Source organism: Streptomyces sp. NPDC096079, assembly GCF_040303145.1.
Lineage (GTDB): Bacteria > Actinomycetota > Actinomycetes > Streptomycetales > Streptomycetaceae > Streptomyces.
In genome coordinates this window covers 1-20,921 of the sequence record NZ_JBEOST010000008.1, presented here as the reverse complement: position 1 = coordinate 20,921, position 20,921 = coordinate 1, and the positions used below count along the sequence as shown (strand labels likewise).

General features: G+C 71.7%; 19 protein-coding genes. 16 read left to right on the top strand and 3 right to left on the bottom strand.

What is annotated here, in order from left to right; translation table 11 throughout:
- Nucleotides 1-263 precede the first annotated feature (263 nt).
- Together ABTY59_RS18015 and ABTY59_RS18010 are read left to right on the top strand one after the other, a co-directional pair.
- Nucleotides 264-1,436, top strand: a complete 1,173-nt coding sequence (locus ABTY59_RS18015) for a tetratricopeptide repeat protein (protein ID WP_352019938.1) — start codon at nucleotides 264-266, stop codon at nucleotides 1,434-1,436.
- Between the two features lie 95 nt (nucleotides 1,437-1,531).
- Complete coding sequence (locus ABTY59_RS18010) at nucleotides 1,532-2,542, top strand: polyprenyl synthetase family protein (RefSeq protein WP_352020190.1); 1,011 nt, start codon at nucleotides 1,532-1,534, stop codon at nucleotides 2,540-2,542.
- Between the two features lie 43 nt (nucleotides 2,543-2,585).
- Here the strand turns inward: ABTY59_RS18010 and ABTY59_RS18005 are convergent, their stop codons facing one another.
- From ABTY59_RS18005 to ABTY59_RS17995, 3 genes are all read right to left on the bottom strand, one after another.
- The gene (locus ABTY59_RS18005) at nucleotides 2,586-3,332 is read right to left on the bottom strand and encodes a dienelactone hydrolase family protein (protein WP_352019937.1); all 747 of its coding nucleotides are present in this window, start codon (nucleotides 3,330-3,332) and stop codon (nucleotides 2,586-2,588) included.
- 123 nt (nucleotides 3,333-3,455) lie between these two features.
- Nucleotides 3,456-4,574, bottom strand: a complete 1,119-nt coding sequence (locus ABTY59_RS18000; RefSeq protein ID WP_469535373.1) for an agmatine deiminase family protein — start codon at nucleotides 4,572-4,574, stop codon at nucleotides 3,456-3,458.
- Nucleotides 4,575-4,666: 92 nt separating this feature from the next.
- Nucleotides 4,667-5,263 carry a TetR/AcrR family transcriptional regulator gene (locus ABTY59_RS17995; RefSeq protein ID WP_352019935.1) on the bottom strand — a complete coding sequence of 199 codons (597 nt, stop codon included), beginning with the start codon at nucleotides 5,261-5,263 and terminating at the stop codon, nucleotides 4,667-4,669.
- A 143-nt stretch (nucleotides 5,264-5,406) separates the two neighbouring features.
- On the opposite strand from ABTY59_RS17995, the gene ABTY59_RS17990 reads away from it, so the two are divergent.
- From ABTY59_RS17990 to ABTY59_RS17925, 14 genes are all read left to right on the top strand, one after another.
- On the top strand, nucleotides 5,407-6,567 hold the full coding sequence (locus tag ABTY59_RS17990; protein ID WP_352019934.1) for an agmatine deiminase family protein: 1,161 nt from the start codon (nucleotides 5,407-5,409) through the stop codon (nucleotides 6,565-6,567).
- A gap of 167 nt (nucleotides 6,568-6,734) precedes the next feature.
- A complete protein-coding gene (locus tag ABTY59_RS17985; RefSeq protein ID WP_352019933.1) occupies nucleotides 6,735-7,313 on the top strand; it encodes a TetR/AcrR family transcriptional regulator in 579 nt (192 codons plus the stop codon).
- Nucleotides 7,314-7,529: 216 nt separating this feature from the next.
- Nucleotides 7,530-8,543 carry an agmatine deiminase family protein gene (locus tag ABTY59_RS17980; RefSeq protein ID WP_352019932.1) on the top strand — a complete coding sequence of 338 codons (1,014 nt, stop codon included), beginning with the start codon at nucleotides 7,530-7,532 and terminating at the stop codon, nucleotides 8,541-8,543.
- Between the two features lie 78 nt (nucleotides 8,544-8,621).
- Nucleotides 8,622-10,298: an ABC transporter substrate-binding protein gene (locus ABTY59_RS17975; RefSeq protein WP_352019931.1), complete on the top strand. Its 1,677-nt coding sequence runs from the start codon at nucleotides 8,622-8,624 to the stop codon at nucleotides 10,296-10,298.
- Nucleotides 10,295-11,254 carry an ABC transporter permease gene (locus ABTY59_RS17970; protein WP_352019930.1) on the top strand — a complete coding sequence of 320 codons (960 nt, stop codon included), beginning with the start codon at nucleotides 10,295-10,297 and terminating at the stop codon, nucleotides 11,252-11,254. Before ABTY59_RS17975 ends, ABTY59_RS17970 begins: the two co-directional genes overlap by 4 nt.
- Nucleotides 11,251-12,105: an ABC transporter permease gene (locus ABTY59_RS17965; protein ID WP_352019929.1), complete on the top strand. Its 855-nt coding sequence runs from the start codon at nucleotides 11,251-11,253 to the stop codon at nucleotides 12,103-12,105. Before ABTY59_RS17970 ends, ABTY59_RS17965 begins: the two co-directional genes overlap by 4 nt.
- The gene (locus ABTY59_RS17960) at nucleotides 12,102-13,097 is read left to right on the top strand and encodes an ABC transporter ATP-binding protein (protein WP_352019928.1); all 996 of its coding nucleotides are present in this window, start codon (nucleotides 12,102-12,104) and stop codon (nucleotides 13,095-13,097) included. Before ABTY59_RS17965 ends, ABTY59_RS17960 begins: the two co-directional genes overlap by 4 nt.
- The gene (locus tag ABTY59_RS17955; RefSeq protein ID WP_352019927.1) at nucleotides 13,090-13,887 is read left to right on the top strand and encodes an ABC transporter ATP-binding protein; all 798 of its coding nucleotides are present in this window, start codon (nucleotides 13,090-13,092) and stop codon (nucleotides 13,885-13,887) included. Before ABTY59_RS17960 ends, ABTY59_RS17955 begins: the two co-directional genes overlap by 8 nt.
- Before the next feature lie 49 nt (nucleotides 13,888-13,936).
- The gene (locus tag ABTY59_RS17950; protein WP_352019926.1) at nucleotides 13,937-15,079 is read left to right on the top strand and encodes an agmatine deiminase family protein; all 1,143 of its coding nucleotides are present in this window, start codon (nucleotides 13,937-13,939) and stop codon (nucleotides 15,077-15,079) included.
- 148 nt (nucleotides 15,080-15,227) lie between these two features.
- Nucleotides 15,228-16,679: a purine-cytosine permease family protein gene (locus ABTY59_RS17945; protein ID WP_352019925.1), complete on the top strand. Its 1,452-nt coding sequence runs from the start codon at nucleotides 15,228-15,230 to the stop codon at nucleotides 16,677-16,679.
- 47 nt (nucleotides 16,680-16,726) lie between these two features.
- The gene (locus tag ABTY59_RS17940; RefSeq protein ID WP_352019924.1) at nucleotides 16,727-17,896 is read left to right on the top strand and encodes an agmatine deiminase family protein; all 1,170 of its coding nucleotides are present in this window, start codon (nucleotides 16,727-16,729) and stop codon (nucleotides 17,894-17,896) included.
- A 243-nt stretch (nucleotides 17,897-18,139) separates the two neighbouring features.
- Nucleotides 18,140-19,624, top strand: coding sequence for an NCS1 family nucleobase:cation symporter-1 (locus ABTY59_RS17935; RefSeq protein ID WP_352019923.1), 1,485 nt, complete (start codon nucleotides 18,140-18,142; stop codon nucleotides 19,622-19,624).
- A 41-nt stretch (nucleotides 19,625-19,665) separates the two neighbouring features.
- On the top strand, nucleotides 19,666-20,391 hold the full coding sequence (locus ABTY59_RS17930; RefSeq protein WP_352019922.1) for an aspartate/glutamate racemase family protein: 726 nt from the start codon (nucleotides 19,666-19,668) through the stop codon (nucleotides 20,389-20,391).
- A 60-nt stretch (nucleotides 20,392-20,451) separates the two neighbouring features.
- A partial coding sequence (locus ABTY59_RS17925; protein ID WP_352019921.1) for an amidohydrolase family protein occupies nucleotides 20,452-20,921 on the top strand: 470 nt, incomplete at its 3' end.

Genomic DNA, 20,921 nt, shown 5'->3' with positions numbered 1-20,921 from the left:
AGCATGCCGCACGCCCCCGGAACGGCTTGATCGTGACGCCGCGAGCCCCCTCGCGCGGCTGGAGCCGATCGATGAGCAGTGCGACACGCGAGGACCCGTTCGCATCCCTCTCGCTGACGAGCCGTCGGCACGCGCGTAGCACTTGAGGGGGACACGGCGCCCATACGGAGACGGACATTGCGGCCGAGGCGGAACCCGCGCCCGTGATCGACGTCTTGATCCCCGCGTCGGCTCGATCGGCGAGCCGGTACGAGGAGGTTCCGATGGCAGGTCAGGTGAGTGAGCGGACGGCGAGGGCCTCCGCGCCCGAGTACCAAGGGGCTCTGGGGTCGATGTCGGTCAACGCCTCCCTGCCCGACGTGCTCGCCCGGGGCAGGGAAGCGCTCGGCGCCGCCGAGCGCTCCGGTGACCTGCGGGAGGTGGCGCGGTGCGCACTCGCCGTCGCGGAGGCCTGCCGCAGGCTCGGGCGGAACGCGGAGGCCGACGGGGCCTGGAAGGCCGGCTACCGGGCGGCGCGTGCGGCCGGCGACGAAGGAGCGATGGCGTGGGCGCTGTGGAGCGGCGGCACGCTCGCCCGGCAGCGCGGCGCGCTCAGGCTCGCGTACCGGCTGCTGCGGCTGGCGGCCGAGAGCGGCGAGCGGGGCGGCGACGTCGTCGTACGGGGCTACTCGCTGGCGGGACTCGCCGAGACCGGGCGCATCCAGGGCGACTACGAGGCCGTGGGAAGGCTCCACGAGCAGCTGCTGACCGAGGCACGCCGGCGCGGCGAGGCACGCCACACCGTGTGGGCGCTGGAGGGCATCGCGCAGATGCACCGCAACACCGGCCGCCACGACGAGGCCCTGGCCCTGTTCGAGGAGGCGGCCGAGACCGCCTCGCGCGCCGAGGACAAGCGCGGCTGGGCCTGGGCCCTGCGCGGCATCGCGGACGTGGTGTCGGTACGGGACGGGGACGTGGAGCGCGCACTGACGCTGCTGACGCGGGCGGAGGAGGCCTGCCGGGAGATGCGGCTGTCCAGCGCCCTCGCCTACAACCACAAGATGCGCGGCAACGTGCTGTACCGGGCCGGGCGCTACGAGGAGGCCCGCGAGCTGTACGCGACGGCCCTGGAGGAGTTCCGCGCGATGGACGAACCGCGGGGGACGGCGCTGTCGAGGCTGGGCCTCGTGAAGTCCGAGGCCCGCCTGGGACGCGAGGCCGCGCACACCGCGGCGGAACTCGCCGAACTGCGCTCGACGCTGGACCGCATCGGCCTGCGGCACGCCCGGGACATGGTCGACAAGGCGGCGGCCGAGCTGGAGGTGGGCAGCCTGCCGGCCCCCGCGGGGACCGGGAGGGGGACGGCCGGGCCGGTCCTGCCGACGGTCGGGGCGGAGGCACTGCGGGCGGCGGACGTGGCCGGGCTGCGGAGCGAGGACGCGGAGGTCCTGCGGTGAGTGCCCTCCCGACGTCCCCCTCGCCCCTCCGCCCGCCCGCCGCGCCGCCGGGCGCGAACGCTCCCGCCGGTCACGGCCCCTCCGCGGCCGACGTCCTGGAACGCTGTCGCGCCCTGGTCCGGCCCGCGCTGGTCGACGCGGTGGGCCGGCTCCATCCCTGGACCGGCGAGATGGCGGCGTACGCGCTGGGCTGGATCGACACGACGGGGCGCCCGGACCCCGTCGGATCCGAGGGCAAGGGCCTCCGCCAGGCACTCGCCGTGCTCGGGGCCGAGTCCGTCGGCGCCGACGGCGCCGACGCCGTTCCCGGCGCCGTGGCCGTCGAGCTCGTGCACACCTTCTCCCTGCTGCACGACGACATCATGGACGCCGACGCCCTGCGCCGGCAGCGCCCCGCCGTCTGGAAGGCGTACGGGACGGGCCCGGCCGTGCTGGCCGGCGACGCCCTCCTCGCCCAGGCCGTCGGAACCCTGGCCGAAGCCCCGGGGCCGCACGCCGCCGCCGCGGTCCGGTGCCTCTCCGGCACCCTGAACGCGCTGGTGTCCGGCCAGGCGGAGGACCTGCGCTTCGAGGACCGCCCCTGGTGCGGGCCCGGCGCGGTCGGACCGGAGGAGTACCGGTCGATGGCGGAGCACAAGACCGGCGCCCTGCTGGGGTGCGCGCTCGCGCTCGGCGGGGTGCTCGGCGGCGCCCCGGGCGCGAGCGTGAGCGCTCTCGAACGGGCCGGGCGCCATCTCGGCCTCGCCTTCCAGGCGGTCGACGACATCCTGGGCGTCTGGGGCGACCCGGCGGTGACCGGAAAGCCCGTCCACGCCGACCTGCGGCGGGGCAAGAAGACCTTCCCGGTCCTCGCCGCCCTGGCCGGCGGCGGCGGGGCCGCGCGGGAACTGGAGGCCCTGCTCGGCTCCGCCCTGCCGATCGACGGGGACGCCGCCGCGCTCGCCGCGATGCTCGTGGAGGAGGCCGGCGGGCGGACCGCGACCCGCGGGGAGGCGCTCCGCCAACTGGACTCCGCCCGTCTGGCCCTGCGCGAGGCACCGTCGGCGCGCACCGCCGTCCGGGACCTGGACGCGCTGTTCACGCACGTGCTCGACCGCACCCGGTGAGGCGTGATCGCCTCGCGCGCGCGAGCGTCCGGCGCCGGCGTCCTCACCCTGGGACGTGCCCCGGATCCTCCGTCACGGGCAGGCACTCGGCGAGCAGGTCGACGACGTCGCGCCAGGCCCGTTGCGCGTGCCGTGGGTGGTAGCCGACGCCGGGGACCGCGGGGTGGTCGACCGGTGGGTGGTGGAAGGCGTGCAAGGCGCCGCCGTAGACGGTGAGGCGCCAGTCGACGCCCGCGGCTTCCATCTCGGCGGTGAACGCGTTCCGTTGGGCGGGCGCCATGATCGGGTCCTCCGACCCGACCCCCGCCCACACCGGGCAGCGAATGCGCGCCGACTCGCCCGGTCGGCCCGTGGTGGTCGCGTTGACCGTCCCGATCGCGCGCAGGTCGACGCCGGCGCGGCCCAGTTCCAGCCCGATGGCGCCCCCGGTGCCGTAGCCGACGGCGGCGATCCGGTCCGGGTCGGTGCGCGGTTCGGCGCGCAGCACGTCGAGCGCCGCATTCCCGATGCCCCGCATCCGGTCGGGATCGGCGAGCAGCGGCAGGCAACGGGCCAGCATCTCCTCGGGGTCGCTCAGGTAGCGTCCGCCGTGCAGGTCGAAGGCCAGTGCCACATATCCCAGTTCGGCGAGGGCATCGGCCCGGCGGCGCTCGACGTCGCTGAGCCCCGTGCCCTCCGGTCCGAGCAGCACCGCGGGCCGGCGGCCGGCACCGGCCGGGAGCGCGAGGTGCCCGATCATCGTCAGACCGTCGGCCGGATACTCGACCGTACGCGTCACCATTGTCGTCATGGGACGGGACGTTAGTGACCGTCGAGCCCGGTCCGGCCGGTGTTCCGCCACCGGCGGAACACCGCGGGCATCCCTCTGACGTACGGCGAGAGTTCCACGGAGGCTCCTCGGATCGTGGTGCGGTCAGTCGACCGGCCGGCCGGGCTGGTCGTGGGTGGCGCAGTGGATGCCGCCGCCTCCGGTGGCGAGGGTGTCGATCCTCACCTGGACGACGTCCCGCTCGGGGAACTGGTCCTGGAGGATGCCCCGCGCCCGGTCGTCGGCCCTCCGGTCGCCGAACCGGGGCACGTACACGGCGTCGTTGCCGATGTAGAAGTTCGCGTACGTCGACAGGAAGTCGTCGTCGTGGCCCCGGACGCGGTCGGGATCGGGCTGCGGGAGGTCGATGATCTCGAAGCGGCGGCCGCGCGCGTCGGTCGCCTCGCTCAGGACGGAGAAGGCCTGGTCCGCGGAGCGGGACCAGGAGTCGGCGGGCGTTCCGGGGAACGCCCGGTCCAGGAGGATCACGCCCGGGGCGGTGAACCGCACGAGGCTGTCGACGTGCGCGTCGGTGATGTCCTCGCCGCGTACGCCCCGCAGCCAGATCACCTTCTCCACGCCCAGGACCTCCTTGAGCTCGGCCTCGATCAGGTCGCGGCTCCGCCCCGGGTTCCGGTTGTCGTTGACGATCGAGCTCTCCGTGACGAGGAGGGTCCCCTCTCCGTCCGTCTCGAAGGAGCCGCCCTCGGCGACGAACGGCGCCTGGATCCGGGGCGTTCCGTACGCCGGGAGGAGGTTCCGGCCGACCAGGGCGTCGTGGGCGTGGACCTGCTTGAGGCCCCAGCCGTTGAAGTTGACGTCGACTCCGAGGACCCTTCCCGCCTCCTCGACGAAGACGGGCACCGTGTCACGGGCCCACAGGTCGTCGACGGGGAGGGGGATCACCTCGACCTGGGAGCCGCACGCCCGCTGGGCCGCGGCCAGCTGGTCGGGCCTGGCCATCATGACCACGTACTCGTAGTCCGCGACGGCACGGGCGAGGCCTGCGATGTCCTTCCGCACGTAGCGGAGGTCCTCCTCCCAGACGGATTCGAGCGCGGGCCATGACATGAACGTGCGGGCGTGGCTCTCCCACTCGGCGGCGAGGCGGCGGGAGGGACGGAGGTCGGACATCGGGGTCTCCGATCGTGGGGGTGCGGGACCGGGGAGATGCGGTGCGACCACTGTGGCATTGACTGAAAATCCAGTCAAATATGACGCGATCCTTTCGCCCCGACCTCCCTCGATCAGCGGTCCAGGCCGCCGCCGATCAGCGGTCCGGGCCTCCCCTGATCGGCAGTCCGGGCCTTCCCCGATCAGTGGTCCAGGCGCTCGATCTCGACCGAGATCGCCTCCCTGACCAGCTCGCGGGCGTGGTCCAGGGGGAGTGCGCCGCTGAGCCAGCGGGTGCTGAGTCCTTCCAGGAGGCCGGTGAGTCGCTCCGCCGACGCCGTGAGGGCCGGGGCGGGGGTCATCGGCCGGACGCAGCTCAGCAGGTCGGCCACGTCGTGGATCCAGGCGAGGGTGGCCCGTGCCAGGTCCCCGCGCAGCTCGGGCTCGAAGATCGCACTGGCGCGCAGCTCGCCCCAGGCGGTGCTGTTCTCCCGGACCTCGGGGGCGTCCTGGAACTCCAGGAGGAGGGAGCGCTCCAGCTCCGTCCGGGCGTCGGACGGGGCCTCGGTGCTGCGCCCCGCACCGTCGCCCGCCTCGGAGGTGTACCGGTCGGCGCGGTCGCTGATGAACTCGAGGGTGTGGCGCAGGATGCCGGCCCGGTCCTTGAAGTGGTAGTAGAGCAGGGCGGTCGACACCCCGGCCTCGGTCGCCAGCTCCTCCATGCGCAACCCGCGGACCCCGCGCCGTGCGATGACACGTGCGGCGGCTTCCAGGATGGCGCTTCGGCGGTCCGTCGCCACGTGATCCCCCTCGTGAGTGGTCTGAACCGCCAGTCTCCCATGTTGACTGAAAATTTAGTCATGAAACTCTGATCATTGACTGAATTTTCAGTCTGCGGCACGATGCCTGCGGCACCCGCCCATCCCTTCCAGGCAGGAGTTCCATGGACACCCTCACGACGTCCCGACGCCGACTGCTCACGCTCGGCGCCGCGGCCGTGCCGCTCGTGGCCCTCGGGTCGGCACTGCCGGCCCACGCCGCCACCGGCCCGACCGGCGCCACCCTGCGCATGCCCGCGGAGACCGACCCCCACGTCCGGACCTTCATGGCCTGGCCCGCACTGTCGTCGGTGTGGGGCAACCTGCTCGGCGGCGTCCGTCGCGACATCGCCCGCGTGGCCGACGCGATCTCCCGCTACGAGCCGGTCGTCGTGCTCGCCCGCCCCGGACAGGCGGCCGACGCCCGCTACCTCTGCGGCGCCGGGGCCCACTACGGCATCGAGGTCGTCGAGATCGCCAACGACGACCTGTGGATCCGGGACTTCGGCCCCACCTTCGTGGTCGCCCCCGGTGCCGTCGCGGGTGTGGACACCCGCTTCAACGGCTGGGGCAAGACCGGCACCTCATACGCACAGCCCTTCGCCAACGACGCCGCCGCGGCCGCGACCCTCCTCGGCCAGTACGGCGTACCGCGCGTGCGGGCCGGGTTCGTCGGAGAGGGCGGCTCCCTGGAGACCGACGGTCAGGGCACCCTGCTCGCGACCGTCAGCTCGCTGGTCAACGCCAACCGGAACCCGGGCATGAGCCAGGACCAGGTCGAGGAGGCCATGAAGGCGGATCTCGGCATCGACAAGGTGATCTGGGTTCCGGGACTCGCGGGCCAGGACATCACCGACTGCCACATCGACTGCCTGGCCCGGTTCGTCGGGCCGGGGCGCGTCATCCTGGACAAGCCGGGGCCGGATACCGACAGCAAGTGGATCGCGGTCTACGAGGAGACCAGGCGGATCCTGCTCGGCGCGACCGACGCGCAGGGCCGCCGCCTGAGCATCACGGAGCTCCCCGGCCCGGACCGCACGAAGATCCGCGGCAAGGACAGGGGCAGCGCGTTCCTGTCCAGCTACACCAATTACTACACGGCGAACGGCGCCGTCCTCATGCCCCAGTTCGGTGACGACGACGCCGACGGCGTCGCCTACGCGATCCTCCAGGCCGCTTACCCGGGCCGGACCGTCCTCCAGCTGGACATCGACAACATCGCGACCGGCGGTGGCGGCATCCACTGCGGCACGCAGTCGCAGCCGGTCGTCCCCCCGTCCCTCTGACCGGGCCTGCACCGAACGGCAGCCGGCCGACACCGAACGACAACCCCGGCCGCCCGCTTCAGCGGCAGCGGCCGGCGGTGGCGGCGGCGGCGGTCGGCCCGTCGTGCCGCGCGTCGGCGCTCGGTCCGTGATTCCCGGCCGGTGGAGCGCCCGGTAAGGTTCGGGCCATGGCGTCTCGCAGCACCCAGATCCTGGAAGCCGCCGCCCGGGTGATCGCCCGGCGCGGGGTCCGCGGCCTGCGCGTGGAGGAGCTCGCGGCCGAGGCGGGAGTGTCCACGGCGCTGATCTACTACCACTTCAAGGACCGCGCCGGGATCCTGAGCAAGACGCTGGAGTTCATCAACGACCGCGCCGAGCGCTACACGACCCACCGCGATCCGGACGCCGCGCCGCTCAGCCCGCGCGAGGAGCTGGACCAGACGCTCCTCCTCGAACTCCAGGACTCGACCGAGGTCAGGGAGAACAGCAGCGCCTGGGGCGAGCTCAGGGCCAGCGCCGTCTTCGACGACCTCCTGCGCGAGGATCTGGCCCGGGCCACTCTGGTCTGGGTCCAGGAGGTGGCCGCGCTGCTCGGCCAGGTCCGTCCGATGGCCCCGGCCGCCGCCCTCACCGCCTCCGCGGAACGGCTCACCGCGCTCCTGGAGGGCCTCAGCATGCGCTGGCTCAGCGGCACGCTCACGATCGCGCACGCCCGGACCCTGATGAGCGACGCCATCGGCGCCGAGGTCACCCGGCTGAGCCGCTGACCGCACCGCGACCCGTGGGGCCGTCCTCCGGAGGACCGGCTGCACGTCCTTCGACCCCTCGACTGACCGAACTTTCAAAACCCATGGCTCTCCTCTTGACTGAATTTTCAGTCGAGAGGAGGATGCTGTTCACACCGCGTACCCGTCCCGCACATCCGCCAGGCTGAGCCGGCCCCCGCCGACGGGTACTTCTGGCGAGACGAAGAGAGACCCGTGATGACTGCATTCCGTATGCCCGCCGAGTGGTCCGCGCACGAGGGGTGCCTGATGGCCTGGCCCGTACGGGAGGACCTGTGGAGCAGCGTCCTCGACGACGTCAAGGAGGAGTACGCGAACGTCGCCCGCGCCATCGCCGCCTTCGAGCCCGTGACCATGGTCGCGCCGCCCGGCCACGGCGACGACGCCCGGAAGCGGTGCGGCGACGGGATCACCGTGGTGGAGCTGACGCAGGACGACTCCTGGTTCCGGGACTCCGCGCCGCTCTTCGTCCTCGACGGCGACGGCAACCGCGCCGGAGTGGACTTCCGCTTCAACGCCTGGGGCCGCAAGCACAGTCCGTACGACTCCGACGACCGCGTCAGCGCCCTCCTCCTGGAGCACCTCGGCGTCGAGCGCATCGCCTCCGACATGATCCTGGAGGGCGGGGCGATCACGGTCGACGGCGAAGGCACCCTGATCACCACCGAGCAGTGCCTGCTCCACCCCAACCGGAACCCCGGTATGAACCGCGACGAGATCGAAGCGGAACTGAAATCCCAGCTCGGCGTGGACAAGGTGGTCTGGCTTCCGTACGGAGGTCTGCTGGACACGGAGACCGACGGGCACGTCGACGGCGTCTGCGCCTTCGCCGCTCCCGGCAAGGTCGTCGTCTCCCTGCCCGACGACCCCGCGCACCCCGACCACGCCCGGATGCGTGCCAACCGGGCCGTGCTCGAAGCCTCGACCGACGCCCACGGACGGCCGTTCGAGATCGTCGACGTCCCGCAGACCGCGTTCACCGAGATCGCCGGCGTCGAGGTCGAGGTCTCGTACCTGAACTACTACGTGGCCAACGGCGGCGTCGTGGTCCCGGTGGCCGGCGTGCCCCAGGACGACGAGGCGCTCGCGGTCATCGCCGCGGCCTACCCCGGCCGCGAGGTCGTCGGGGTGCGGGCGCCCGCGATCGCCTACGGCGGCGGCGGGGTCCACTGCATCACCCAGCAGGTCCCCGCAGTGCCCGCCACGGCCTGACCGAGAACGGACCGCTCCCGGAGGGCCGCTCCAGCGGCCCTCCGGCCCCCGCACCCCTCACGGAAAGAGAGCGCGACGATGACCACACCCCTGCCCCCCGGCAGCAGACGCCCGCGCGGCAGGCGCGGACGGCTCGCCGTGACGACCGCCGCCCTGACCTCCCTCGTGGCCCTCGCCGCCTGCGCGGGTCCGCCGAAGGACGCCGGCACCGGCGGCACCCCGGCCAGGCTCTCCGCCTCCACGCCGCCCGCCCGCGGCGCGATCGACTCCTTCACGTGGGCCGTCTACGCCGAGCCGCCCACCCTCGACTACACGCTCGCGTTCGACTACCCGCAGAACACGATCCTCTCCAACGTGTGCGAGAGCCTGATGCGCTGGACCCCCGGGCTCACCCTCGAACCCGGCCTCGCCCGGAAGGCGTCGAACCCGGACCCCACCACCTGGGTCTACGACCTGCGCCCCGGCGTGCGCTTCCACGACGGCAGGACGATGACCGCCGACGACGTGGTCTACAGCCTCGGCCGCCAGCGGGACCCGGACAACGCCGCCGCCTGGGCCCAGAACTTCCAGAACGTCACCTCCATAGAGAAGACGGGTCCGCTCCAGGTCACCGTCAAGCTCCGGAAGCCCGACTCCCAGTTCCCCCAGTACATGGCGACCGCCGCGGGCGTCGTCGCCTCCAAGGCGGGCGTCGAGGCGGCGGGGAAGAACTACGGCACCACCGGCGGCCTGGCCTGCACCGGCCCGTTCGAGCTCGGCACCTGGAGCAAGGGCCAGTCCATCGAACTCGAACGCTTCGACGGCTACTGGGGCACCAAGGCCAAGGCGAAGAAGGCCGTCTTCCGCGTCCTGACCGACCCCTCCGCCCGCACCAACGCCATGCTCAGCGGCGAGGTCGACGGCGGCTACCTCATCCCCACCGAGAGCTACGGCCGGCTGCGCGAGAGCGGCATCGGCACCCTGTACTTCGGCGAGGGCCTCAGCACGGTCAACGTCAACATCACCGACATGCGGGGCCCGCTCGGCGACCTCCGGGTCCGCAAGGCGCTCTCCCTGGCCCTCGACCGGTCCGGGTTCGTCAGGGCCGGACTCGGCGGCGCGGGCACCGTCACCAGCTCGCTCACCACCCGCGCCGCCTGGGCCGGAGCCTCCGAGCAGACCCGCAAGGCCGCCTTCGCCGCGCTCCCGCCCGCGACCCAGGACATCGAGAAGGCCAAGGCGCTGATCAAGGAGGCGGGGGCCACCGGCAAGACCCTGACCGTCGCCACCAGCTCGATCGGCCAGGACGTCTCCCTCCTCGCCACCGCGATCCAGGCGGCGGGCACCCAGATCGGGCTGAAGATCAACCTGCGGACGATCGCCCCCAACGCCTTCACGGCGCTCTTCACCGACCCCGAGGCGCGCGAGGGCATCGACATGTTCCCGCTCACCTACTACGACTCGATCACCGACCCGCTGGACCTGCTCACCAACTTCAAGACGGGCGCCTACCTGAACTTCGCCGACTTCAGCGACAAGGGGTACGACGCGCTGGTCGACCAGGCCACCTCCGTCTACGAGCCGGAGCAGCGGATGAGGATCGAGACCGAGCTGCAGAAGAGGGTGGCCGAACAGCTGCCGTGGATCCCGGTCGCCGAGTGGCCCACCGCCGTCTTCCTCAACAAGAGGATCACCGGCGCCCCCACCACCATCGCGTACATGTACTACCCGTGGGCCGCGGACGTCGGCGCCGCGGCCCCGGGAGCCGCTCAGTGAACTTCGTGAGGTTCGCCGCACGCCGGGTGGCGGAGATGGCCGCCACCCTGCTCGCCGCGTCGTTCGTGGTCTTCGGCGCCATGTACCTGGCACCGGGCAACCCGGCAAGCTTCCTGCTCTCCGGCCGCTCCGCCTCGCCCGAGGCGCTCGCCGCGATCAACGCCCAGTACCACCTCGACGACCCGTTCCTCGTCCGCTACGTCAGCTGGCTCGGCGACATCGTCCAAGGGGACTTCGGGCGGTCCATCACCTACCGCACCGACGTCTCCCGGCTCCTGGCCGACCGCCTCCCCACCACGCTGCTGCTCGTCGCGATGGCGCTGGTCGTGGTCGCGGTGGTCGGACTCGCCCTCGGCTGGGTCGGCGCCGTCCGCGGCGGCGCCACCGACTCGGCCGTCCTGGTCGGCACCACGCTCGCCGTCGGCACCCCGTCCTTCGTCGCCGCCGTCCTCCTCCAGGGACTGTTCGCCGTCAACCTCGGCTGGTTCCCCAGCAGCGGATCCGGCGACGGCTTCCTCGACCAGGTCTGGCACCTCACCCTGCCGGCCGTCGCCCTCGCGCTCTACCTGATCGGCATGCTCGCCCGGGTCACCCGCTCCGCCATGGTCGAGGCCCTCGACAGCGAGCACGTCACCGTCGCCCGCAGCCGGGGCGTCCCCGAGAGCCAGGTCATCCGCCGCCATGTGTTCCGCAACTCGCTGGGCACCGTCCTCACCACCGGCGGACTGATCGTCTCCACCCTCCTGGTCTGCACGATCCTCGTGGAGACCGCCTTCAGCATCGGCGGCATCGGCCAGCTCCTGGAGCTGTCCACCACGACCAAGGACTTCCCGACCGTCCAGGCCATCTCCTTGATCATCGTCGCTCTCTTCATGACCGTGAACCTGATCGTCGACCTCCTGCTGCCCCTGGTCGACCCGCGGATCACCCTCGGATCGAGGAGTTCCTCCGTATGACCGCCGTCCTGACCCGCAGGCCCGGCCTCGCGAAGATCCGCACCGCCCGGTCCCCGCTCCACCTGGTCTGCCTCGGCCTCGTCGCCCTCGTCACCGCCGCCGCGCTCCTCGCGCCCTGGCTCGTGCCGTACGACCCCAACGCCGTCGACCTCGGCAACGCGCTGGCCGGACCGTCCCCCGAGCACCTGCTCGGCGTCGACGCGGCGGGCCGCGACACCTTCTCGCGGCTCCTCCTCGGCGCCCGCACCTCGCTCCTCGGCCCCCTCGGAGTCGTGGTCTTCTCCACGGTCGCCGGAGTCGCCGTCGGCCTGGCCGCGGGCTGGCGCGGCGGCTGGCTCGACTCCGTCCTCTCCCGCAGCACCGAACTGGTCTTCGCGTTCCCCGGGATGCTCCTCGCGATCCTGATCATCTCGATCCACGGCGAAGGGCTGCTCGCCCCCGTCATCGCCCTCTCCGTCGCGTACCTGCCGTACGTCAGCCGGCTCACCCGCTCCCTCGTCCTGGCCGAACGCAAACGTCCCTACGTCAGCGCCTACCAGGTCCAAGGGCACTCGGCGCTCCAGATCTCCCTGCGCCACATCCTGCCCAACATCGCCCCCGTCGTCCTCGCCCAGTCCACCATCAACTTCGGCTACGCACTGATGGACCTCGCCGGCCTGTCCTTCCTCGGCCTCGGCGTACCCGCGCTCACCCCCGACTGGGGCCGCATGGTCTTCGACGGCCAGACCGCCATCCAGCAGGGCTACCCGCTGTCGGCGATCCTGCCGTCCGTCCTCATCGTGCTCACCGTCGTCGCCTTCAACGTCGTCGGAGAACGCTGGGCCGACCGCGTCGCCAGGAGAGACCGATGACCACCGACACCACCCCGTACCCGCTCCACGTCCAAGGGCTGCGCATCACCCTGCCCGGCACGGCCCGCCCCGTCCTCGACGGCGTCGACCTCCACGTCGCCGCCGGCGAGACCGTCGCCCTCGTCGGCGAGTCCGGCTCCGGCAAGACCCTCACCTCGCGCAGCGCCCTGAACCTCCTGCCGCCCCGCGCCGTCGTCGAGGGCACCGTCCGAGTGGGCGGCGAGGACGTGCTCACCCTGGGCGCCGACCGGCTGCGCGCCCTGCGCACCGGCACGGTCTCCATGATCTTCCAGGACCCGCGTGCCGCCCTCAACCCGATGCGCCGCATCGGCGACTTCCTCATCGAGAGCGTCACCCTGACCGGAACGATGACCCGGGCGGACGCCACCGCCCGCGCCGGGGAACTCCTCCGGGCCGTCGGCCTCGACGAGTCGGCGATGCGCACGTACCCCGGCCAGGTCTCCGGCGGCATGCTCCAGCGCGTCATGATCGCCGCCGCCCTGATGGGCGACCCGGCCCTCGTCCTCGCCGACGAGCCCACCACCGCGCTCGACGTCACCACCCAGGCCGAGGTCATCGCGCTCCTCGCCGAACTCCGCGCCCGCTTCGGCACCGGCCTGCTCTTCGTCACCCACGACCTCGACCTCGCCGCCGCCATCAGCGACCGCGTGTACGTCATGTACGCCGGGCGGATCGCCGAGAGCGGCCCCGCCGAGGCGCTCTTCGCGCGGCCCCGGCACCCGTACACCGCGGCTCTCCTGGCCTCCACCCCCCGCCTCGAAGCCCCCCGGGGACGGCTCGCCGCCATCGACGGCCAGCCGCCCGACCTCCGGCAGGAGCTCGTCGGCTGCCCGTTCGCCGCCCGCTGCCACCTGGCCACCGAGATCTGCGACCAGCAGGCTCCCGAGCCCAGGACCGCACCCGGCAGGCCGCACCACCAGGCCGCCTGCCACCACAGCGACCGACTCGAAGGGAGCCCCGTCGATGCCTGAGAACGTCCTGGAGGCCGTCGGCCTCCACCGCGCCTTCGGGAGCGTCCGCGCCGTCGACGACGTGTCCTTCGCCCTCCCCGAGGGCGGCTCCCTGGGCATCGTCGGGGAATCCGGCTCCGGCAAGACCACGACCGCCCGGATCGTCGTCGGCCTCGAACGGGCCGACTCCGGGGACGTCCTCGTACGGGGAAGGGCCCGCGACGCACGTCACCGCGGCCGGGCCCGGCGCCTGGCCCGCGCGCGCGAGGTCCAGATGGTCTTCCAGGACCCGTACCTCTCCCTCGACCCCCGGACCAGCGTCGAACAGGTCCTCCGGGAGACCCTGAGCCTGCACTTCCCCGGCACCGACCACGACCGGCGCGTCCGCGAACTCCTCGACCTGGTCGGCCTGGGCACCCGCGCCGCCGACGCGCGGCCCCGGCAGCTCTCCGGCGGCCAGCGCCAGCGCGTCGCCATCGCCCGCGCCCTCGCCGTCGAACCCGCCGTCCTCGTCCTCGACGAGGCGGTCGCCGCCCTCGACGTGTCCGTGCAGGCGCAGATCCTCAACCTGCTCGCCGACATCCGGGAGGAGACCCGGATCGGCTACCTGTTCATCACCCACGACCTCGGCGTGGTCCGGTGCGTCACCGACGACGTCATCGTGATGCGCCGGGGCCGGGTCGTCGAGGCGGGCCCCACGGCCGAGGTCCTCGCCGCGCCCCGGCACCCCTACACACGGCTCCTGCTGGAGTCGGTGCCCAGGCCCGGCTGGGACCCCGAGGCGATCGCCGCGGCCCGCCGGGCGCTCTGACCGCACCCCCCACCGCGCAAGCAAGCACGTCGACACAGGAGGTCACACCATGAACGAACGCTCCGTCGCCCGCCACGCGGGCCCCGGCCTCAACCGGCGCCGGTTCCTCGCGGCGGCCGGCCTGACCGCCGCGGGCGCCGCCGTCGCCACCACGTTCCTCCCCGACCGGGCCACCGCCGCCCCCGGCACCTTCCGCGTGCCCGTCGAGGACGTCCGGCACACCCGCACCTGGATGGCCTTCCCGGACAGCACCGCGATCTGGGGCAACAAGCTGAGCGGCGTCCAGGCGGACATCGCCCTGATCGCCCGTACGATCGCGAAGTACGAGCCCGTCGTCCTGTGCGCCAACTCCACGAGCGCCGCCAAGGCCCGCTCGATGGCCGGACCCACCGTCACCGTCATCGGCTCCATCCCCGTCGACGACTGCTGGATGCGCGACACCGGCCCCGTCTTCCGCACCGACGGCTACGGCGGCCTCGACACCGTGGGCCTCAACTTCAACGGCTGGGGCAACAAGCAGGCCCACGCCAAGGACGCCCTCGTCGCCGAGCGGATCGCCGCCCACGTGGGCGTGCCGTTCACGTACGCCGACCTGGTCGGCGAGGGCGGCGCCATCGAGCAGGACGGCGCCGGCACCCTGATGGCGACCCGCAGCAGCCTGGTGAACCGCAACCGCAACCCCGGGATGTCGGAGCGTCAGCTGGAGAAGGCGATGTGCGACGCGTACGGCGCGTCCAAGGTCATCTGGTTCGACGGTGTCAAGGGCCAGGACATCACCGACGACCACGTCGACGCGACCTCCCGCTTCCTCGCCCACGGCGAGGCCCTGGTCCAGATGCCCGTCGCCGCGGACGACGACGCCTACGCCCGGGACGCCCGCCTGCAGTACAGCACCCTGTCCGCCTCGACGACGGCCAAGGGCAGGGCCATGGACGTGATGCGCCTCCAGGGCCCCGACTACAACCGGATCCGCTCCACCAACCGTGACTTCCTCGCCTCGTACGCCAACTTCTACCTCTGCAACGACGCGGTCATCTCCGCGCAGTTCGGCGACGCGAGGGCGGACGAGGCGGCGCGGGCGACGCTGCAGCGCCTGTACCCCGACCGGTACGTCGAGCAGCTGAACATCGACCGTCTGGGCACGGGCGGCGGCGGCATCCACTGCGTCACCCAGCAGCAGCCCGTCGCCTGACCCACGGAACTGAAATTCACGTCAGAGAGTTCCGTCCCGGTCATTGACTGAAATTTAAGTCAATCCCTAGGGTGAGCGCACCGTACAGCGCCGCACATCGCGCGGCGCTGTACGGCTTCATCGACGCACCCCCTGAACAGGAGCCCACATGGGGCCGGTTGACTCGCCGACGCATGAATCCGCACCGCACGCGGGCATCGAACAGCACTCGATCGACTGGGTGCCCCTCTCGGAACGGCACGGCACTCCGTCGAACGTCGGCGCCATCTGGTTCGTCGGCAGCCTCAACCTCACCGGACTCGCCACCGGCGTCGTGACGCTGTCCATGGGCGCCTCGCTCGTGTGGACGGTGGTCGCCACCGTCCTGGGCTCGCTCTTCGGGACGTTCTTCATGGCGTTCCACTCGGCCCAGGGGCCCCAGCTGGGTCTGCCCCAACTCGTGCAGTCGCGACCTCAGTTCGGCTACCTGGGCGCCGCGCTCACCGTCTGGGTGTTCGCCCTGGTCAACTACGTCGCCTTCAACACCTCCGACGCCCTCCTCTCCGGCCAGGCCATGAACCTGCTCACCGGGATGCCGAACACCCTCGGCTATCTCCTGGCCGCCGCGGTCGCCACCGTGATCGCCCTCTTCGGCTACGAGTGGATCCACCGGCTCAACAAGTGGCTCACCTGGCCCTTCGTCGCGATCACCGCGGCCGTCACCTCCTCCGCCCTGTTCGGCGGCGGACTGCCCGACGACGCCTGGGACGCGGGCCCGTTCGAACTCGCCCCGTTCATGCTCGTGTTCGTCTTCGTCGCCGGCTTCCAGCTGGGCTGGGCGCCGTACGTCTCGGACTACTCGCGCTACCTGAGACCGGACGTCCCGGTGCGCAGCACCTTCTGGTGGACGTACCTGCCCAGCGCCGTCTCCGGGATCTGGGTCTTCGTCCTCGGTGCCGTGGTCTCGGCCGGCGCTCCCGAGGGCACGGATCCGGTCACCGCCCTGAAGCTGTCGGCCGACCGGCTGTTCGGCGGGTTCGGCACGGTCGCGGTCGTCGTCCTGCTGGTCGGGCTGCTCTCCATCATGGCGATCAACCAGTACGGCGGCAGCCTCACGATGATCTCGATCGTGGACTCGTTCCGGCCGGTCAAGCCGACCCGGACCATCCGGGTCGCCACGATCGGGATCATGCTGGCCGCCGTCGGGACGGTCTCCACCCTCGTCGGCATCGACCAGTTCAACTGGTTCTTCGCCAACGTGGTGGTGGTCCTGACGTATCTGTTCATCCCGTGGACGGCCATCAACCTGGTCGACTTCTTCTTCGTCCGGCGCGGCCAGTACGTCGTGCGGGAGATCTTCAACCCGCGCGGGATCTACGGCCGATGGGGCTGGCGCGGAAACCTCGCCTACGTGATCGGGCTGGCCTGCATGGCCCCGTTCATGGTCATCACGGGCCTCTTCGTGGGGCCCGTCGCGGAGCGCCTCGGCGGTGTCGACTGCTCGATCCTCGTCGGCCTGCCGGTGGCCGGAGGTCTCTACCGGGTCTTCGCCCGAAGTCTCGACCTGGCCACCGAACGCCGGATGGTCCGGGAGGAGGGGCTGCTGGACCCACTCCACTGAGCACCTCGCGCCTGCACGTACAGAACCTTTGGGAGAAGGAGCACCACGTGAAGACAGAGCACGACGGCGAGCGCCCCGGCATCAGCCGCAGAACCCTCCTGGCCCGGACCGGAGCGGCCGCGGCCGCCCTGGCCGCCGGGCCCGTCCTCGGCGGGATCCAGCCGGCGATGGCCGCGTCCTGGCGCGTCCCCGGCGAGGACGCCCCGCACCGGCGGACCTGGATGGCCTGGCCCTCCAGCTCCACGATCTGGGGCAGCCTGCTGTCCAGGATCCAGGCGGACATCGCCAAGCTCGCCAAGGAGGTCGCCAGGTACGAACCGGTCGTCATGTGCGCGGACGGCTCCTCGGCCGCCTCGCAGGCGAGGACCGCGTGCGGCTCCACCGTCACGGTCATCAGCTCCATCCCCGTCTCGGACTGCTGGATGCGGGACACCGGACCGCTCTTCCGGGTCGACGGCGCGGGCGGCATGGACGCCTTCGGCCTCAACTTCAACGCCTGGGGCGAGAACGCCACGACCTTCTACGGCCTGCCCGCCTCCGCGTACTCCAAGGACCGGACGGTCGCCCCGAAGGTCGCCGCGTACACCGGGGTCTCCTTCGCGAACGCGTCCGTGGTCGGCGAGGGCGGCGGCATCGAGTACGACGGTGACGGCACCCTGATGGCCACCGAGAGCTGCTGGGTGAACAGCAACCGCAACCGTGGCAAGTCGCGCGCCCAGATCGAGGCGGAGCTGCTGTCCCGCTTCGGCGCCTCGAAGATGATCTGGCTGCCCGGCGTCAGGGGCCAGGACGTCACCGACGGGCACATCGACGGCACCGCCCGCTACATCAGGCCGGGTGTGGTGATGGTGCAGCTGGCGGGCGCCGTGCGTCCCGACGTCTGGACCGCCAACGCGCAGGCCATCCGTGACGTGCTGGTCAACGCCACGGACGCCCGGGGCCGGCGGCTCCAGGTCCTCACCATCCAGGGGCCCGACACCCTGCCCCGTATCCCCTCGGGCCAGCGGGCGGACTTCCTCAGCTCCTACATGAACTGGACGGTGACCAACCAGGCGGTCATCACCACCCAGTTCGGCGACACCGCCAAGGACGCGGCGGCCAAGACGGCGATCGCCGCCGCCTACGGGCGCCCCGTCGTCCAGCTCAACCTCGACAACCTCTACGGCAACGGCGGCGGTGGCGCCCACTGCGTGACGATGCAGGAGCCCGTCCGCTGAGCGAACCCCGCACGGACGGCGAGCCCGGGTCTCTTCCGAGACCCGGGCTCGCCACCTTTGTGCCTGATTCAGGGCGTCTTGGGCTCCCGGGAATGGACGCGTGGAGACGGAAGACGTTCCTCCGGAACCCTTGACGGTGCTCTTGGCGAAAACTACGTTCTGTCGGGCGGAAAACTGTTTCCACTTTGTGGAAATCTCCAATGGACTCCGCCCAGACCTCCAGAACACACGTGAGGGCCCTAGATGACTTCTGTGGATGCCCGGCAGCCCGAGACGGCAGCCGACGGAACCGCAAGTTCCGTTCTGTACACCTACGACCTGGCCCCGACCAAGAAGGAAGGCCGGAGCTGGGGCGCGTACAACGTCTTCACGCTCTGGGCCAACGACGTGCACAGCCTCGGCAACTACGCCTTCGCCATCGGCCTCTTCGCGCTCGGCCTGAACGTCTGGGGCATCCTCGCCGCCTTCGCGCTCGCCTCCGTGCTGCTCTTCCTGCTCCTGACCCTCTCCGGGTTCATGGGCCACAAGACGGGCGTGCCCTTCCCGGTCATGAGCCGCATCGCCTTCGGCATCAGGGGCGCGAAGATCCCCGCGGCCGTCCGCGGCATCGTCGCCATCGCCTGGTTCGGCATCCAGACCTATCTGGCCTCCACCGTGCTGAGCGCCCTGCTCGTCGCGCTGTTCCCCGGCCTGGCGTCCCTCGACGCGAACGCGGTGCTCGGCCAGTCGACCCTCGGCTGGATCACCTTCATGTCCCTGTGGGTCGTCCAGCTCCTCATCGTCAGCTACGGCATGCAGATGATCCGGCGCTACATGGCCTTCGCCGCGCCGACCACCCTCATCACCATGTGCGCCCTCGCGGTCTGGATGTTCGTCCGCGCCGACGCCTCGGTCTCCCTCTCCATCGACGCCCCGCTCACCGGCGGCGAGATGTGGCTGCAGATCCTCCAGGCCGCCGCGCTCTGGGTGGTCATCTACGGGACCTTCGTCCTGAACTTCTGCGACTTCACCCGCTCCGCCAGGAGCCGGGCCTCGATCGTGCGCGGCAACGTGATCGGGATCCCGCTCAACATGCTCTTCTTCGCCGTCATCGTCGTGGTCCTCACCGGAGCCCGGTTCAAGCTCGACGGCCGCGTCATCACCAGCCCCACGGACATCGTCCGGACCATCCCCAACATGGCGCTCCTCGCGACGGCCTCCCTCGCCCTGATCGCCCTGACGGTCGCGGTGAACCTGCTGGCCAACTTCGTCGCGCCGATCTACGCCCTCATCGACCTCTTCCCGCGCCGGCTCGACTTCCGGCGCGCGGGCGTCGTCAGCGCGGTCCTCGGCCTGGTCATCCTGCCGTGGAACCTCTACGACAGCCCGATCGTCGTGAACTACTTCCTCGGCGGGCTCGGCGCCCTCCTCGGCCCCCTGTTCGGCGTGATCATGGCCGACTACTGGCTGCTCCGTAAGTCCCGGGTCAACGTGCCCGACCTCTACACCGAGAACCCGCAGGGCGAATACCACTACCACCGCGGGTTCAACCCGCGCGCCGTCGCCGCCTTCGTCCCCAGCGCCGCCGTCGCCGTGGTCGTCGCCCTGGTGCCCTCCTTCCACTCCGTCGCCGGATTCTCCTGGTTCGTCGGCGCCGTCCTCGGCGCCGGGCTCTACGCGCTCGTCGCGGACCGCACGGCGCCCATGCGGGACGTGGACGGCGAGTCCCTCGCCGTCGCCGCCGAATGACCCACCGAGCCCCACGAACCGAACGAGCGGAAAGCCGGACCATGCGCATCCTCGTCGTCAACGTCAACACCACCCGGTCCATCACCGACGCCATCGGCCGCCAGGCCGCCGCCGCGGCCTCGCCCGGCACCGAGATCGTCCCGCTCACCCCGGACTTCGGAGCCGAGTCGGTCGAGGGCAACTACGAGAGCTACCTCGCCGCGATCGCCGTGATGGAGGCCGTCCGTGCCTACCCGGAACCCTTCGACGCGGTGATCCAGGCCGGGTACGGCGAACACGGCCGCGAAGGCCTCCAGGAACTCCTCGACGTCCCGGTCGTCGACATCACCGAAGCCGCCGCCACCACGGCCCAGTTCCTCGGCCGCAGCTACTCCGTCGTCACCACCCTCGACCGCACGGTCCCGCTGATCGAGGAGCGCCTGCACGTCGCCGGGCTCAGCGCCCGCTGCGCCTCCGTACGGGCCAGCGGACTGCCCGTCCTGGCCCTGGAGGAGGACGAGAGCACGACCGTCGAGGCGATCGTCGAACAGGCCGCCCGCGCCGTCGAGGACGACCGGGCCGAGGTCATCTGCCTGGGCTGCGGCGGCATGGCAGGCCTTGCCGAACTCGTCGTCGAGCGCACCGGCGTTCCCGTCGTCGACGGCGTGAGCGCGGCGGTGACCATCGCCGAGTCCCTCGTACGGCTCGGCCTGAGCACCTCGAAGGTGCGCACCTACGCGACGCCGCGCCCCAAGAAGATCGCCAACTGGCCCCCGCGCACGGCGTGACACCGGCGCGTCCGGTCCGTCCGGTCCCCCATCACCTCCACAGAAGAAGGAGCACATCCGTTGTCCGAGAGAGACCTGGTCCTGCGCTCGACGCGTGTCATCACCCCGGAGGGGACGCGTGCGGCGTCGATCGCCGTCGCGGGCGGGACGATCGTGGCGGTGCTGCCGTACGAGGCGGAGGTGCCGGCCGGTGCGCGGCTGGAGGACGTCGGTGACGACGTCGTGCTGCCGGGGCTGGTGGACACCCATGTGCACGTGAACGATCCGGGCCGCACGGAGTGGGAGGGGTTCTGGACCGCGACGCGGGCGGCGGCGGCCGGTGGCATCACGACGCTGCTCGACATGCCGCTGAACTCGCTGCCGCCGACCACGACGGTGGGCAACCTGCGGGTGAAGCAGGAGGTGGCGCGGGCGAAGGCGCACGTCGACGTGGGTTTCTGGGGTGGTGCGCTGCCGGACAACGTCAAGGATCTGCGTCCGCTGCACGACGCGGGGGTGTTCGGTTTCAAGTGTTTCCTGTCGCCGTCGGG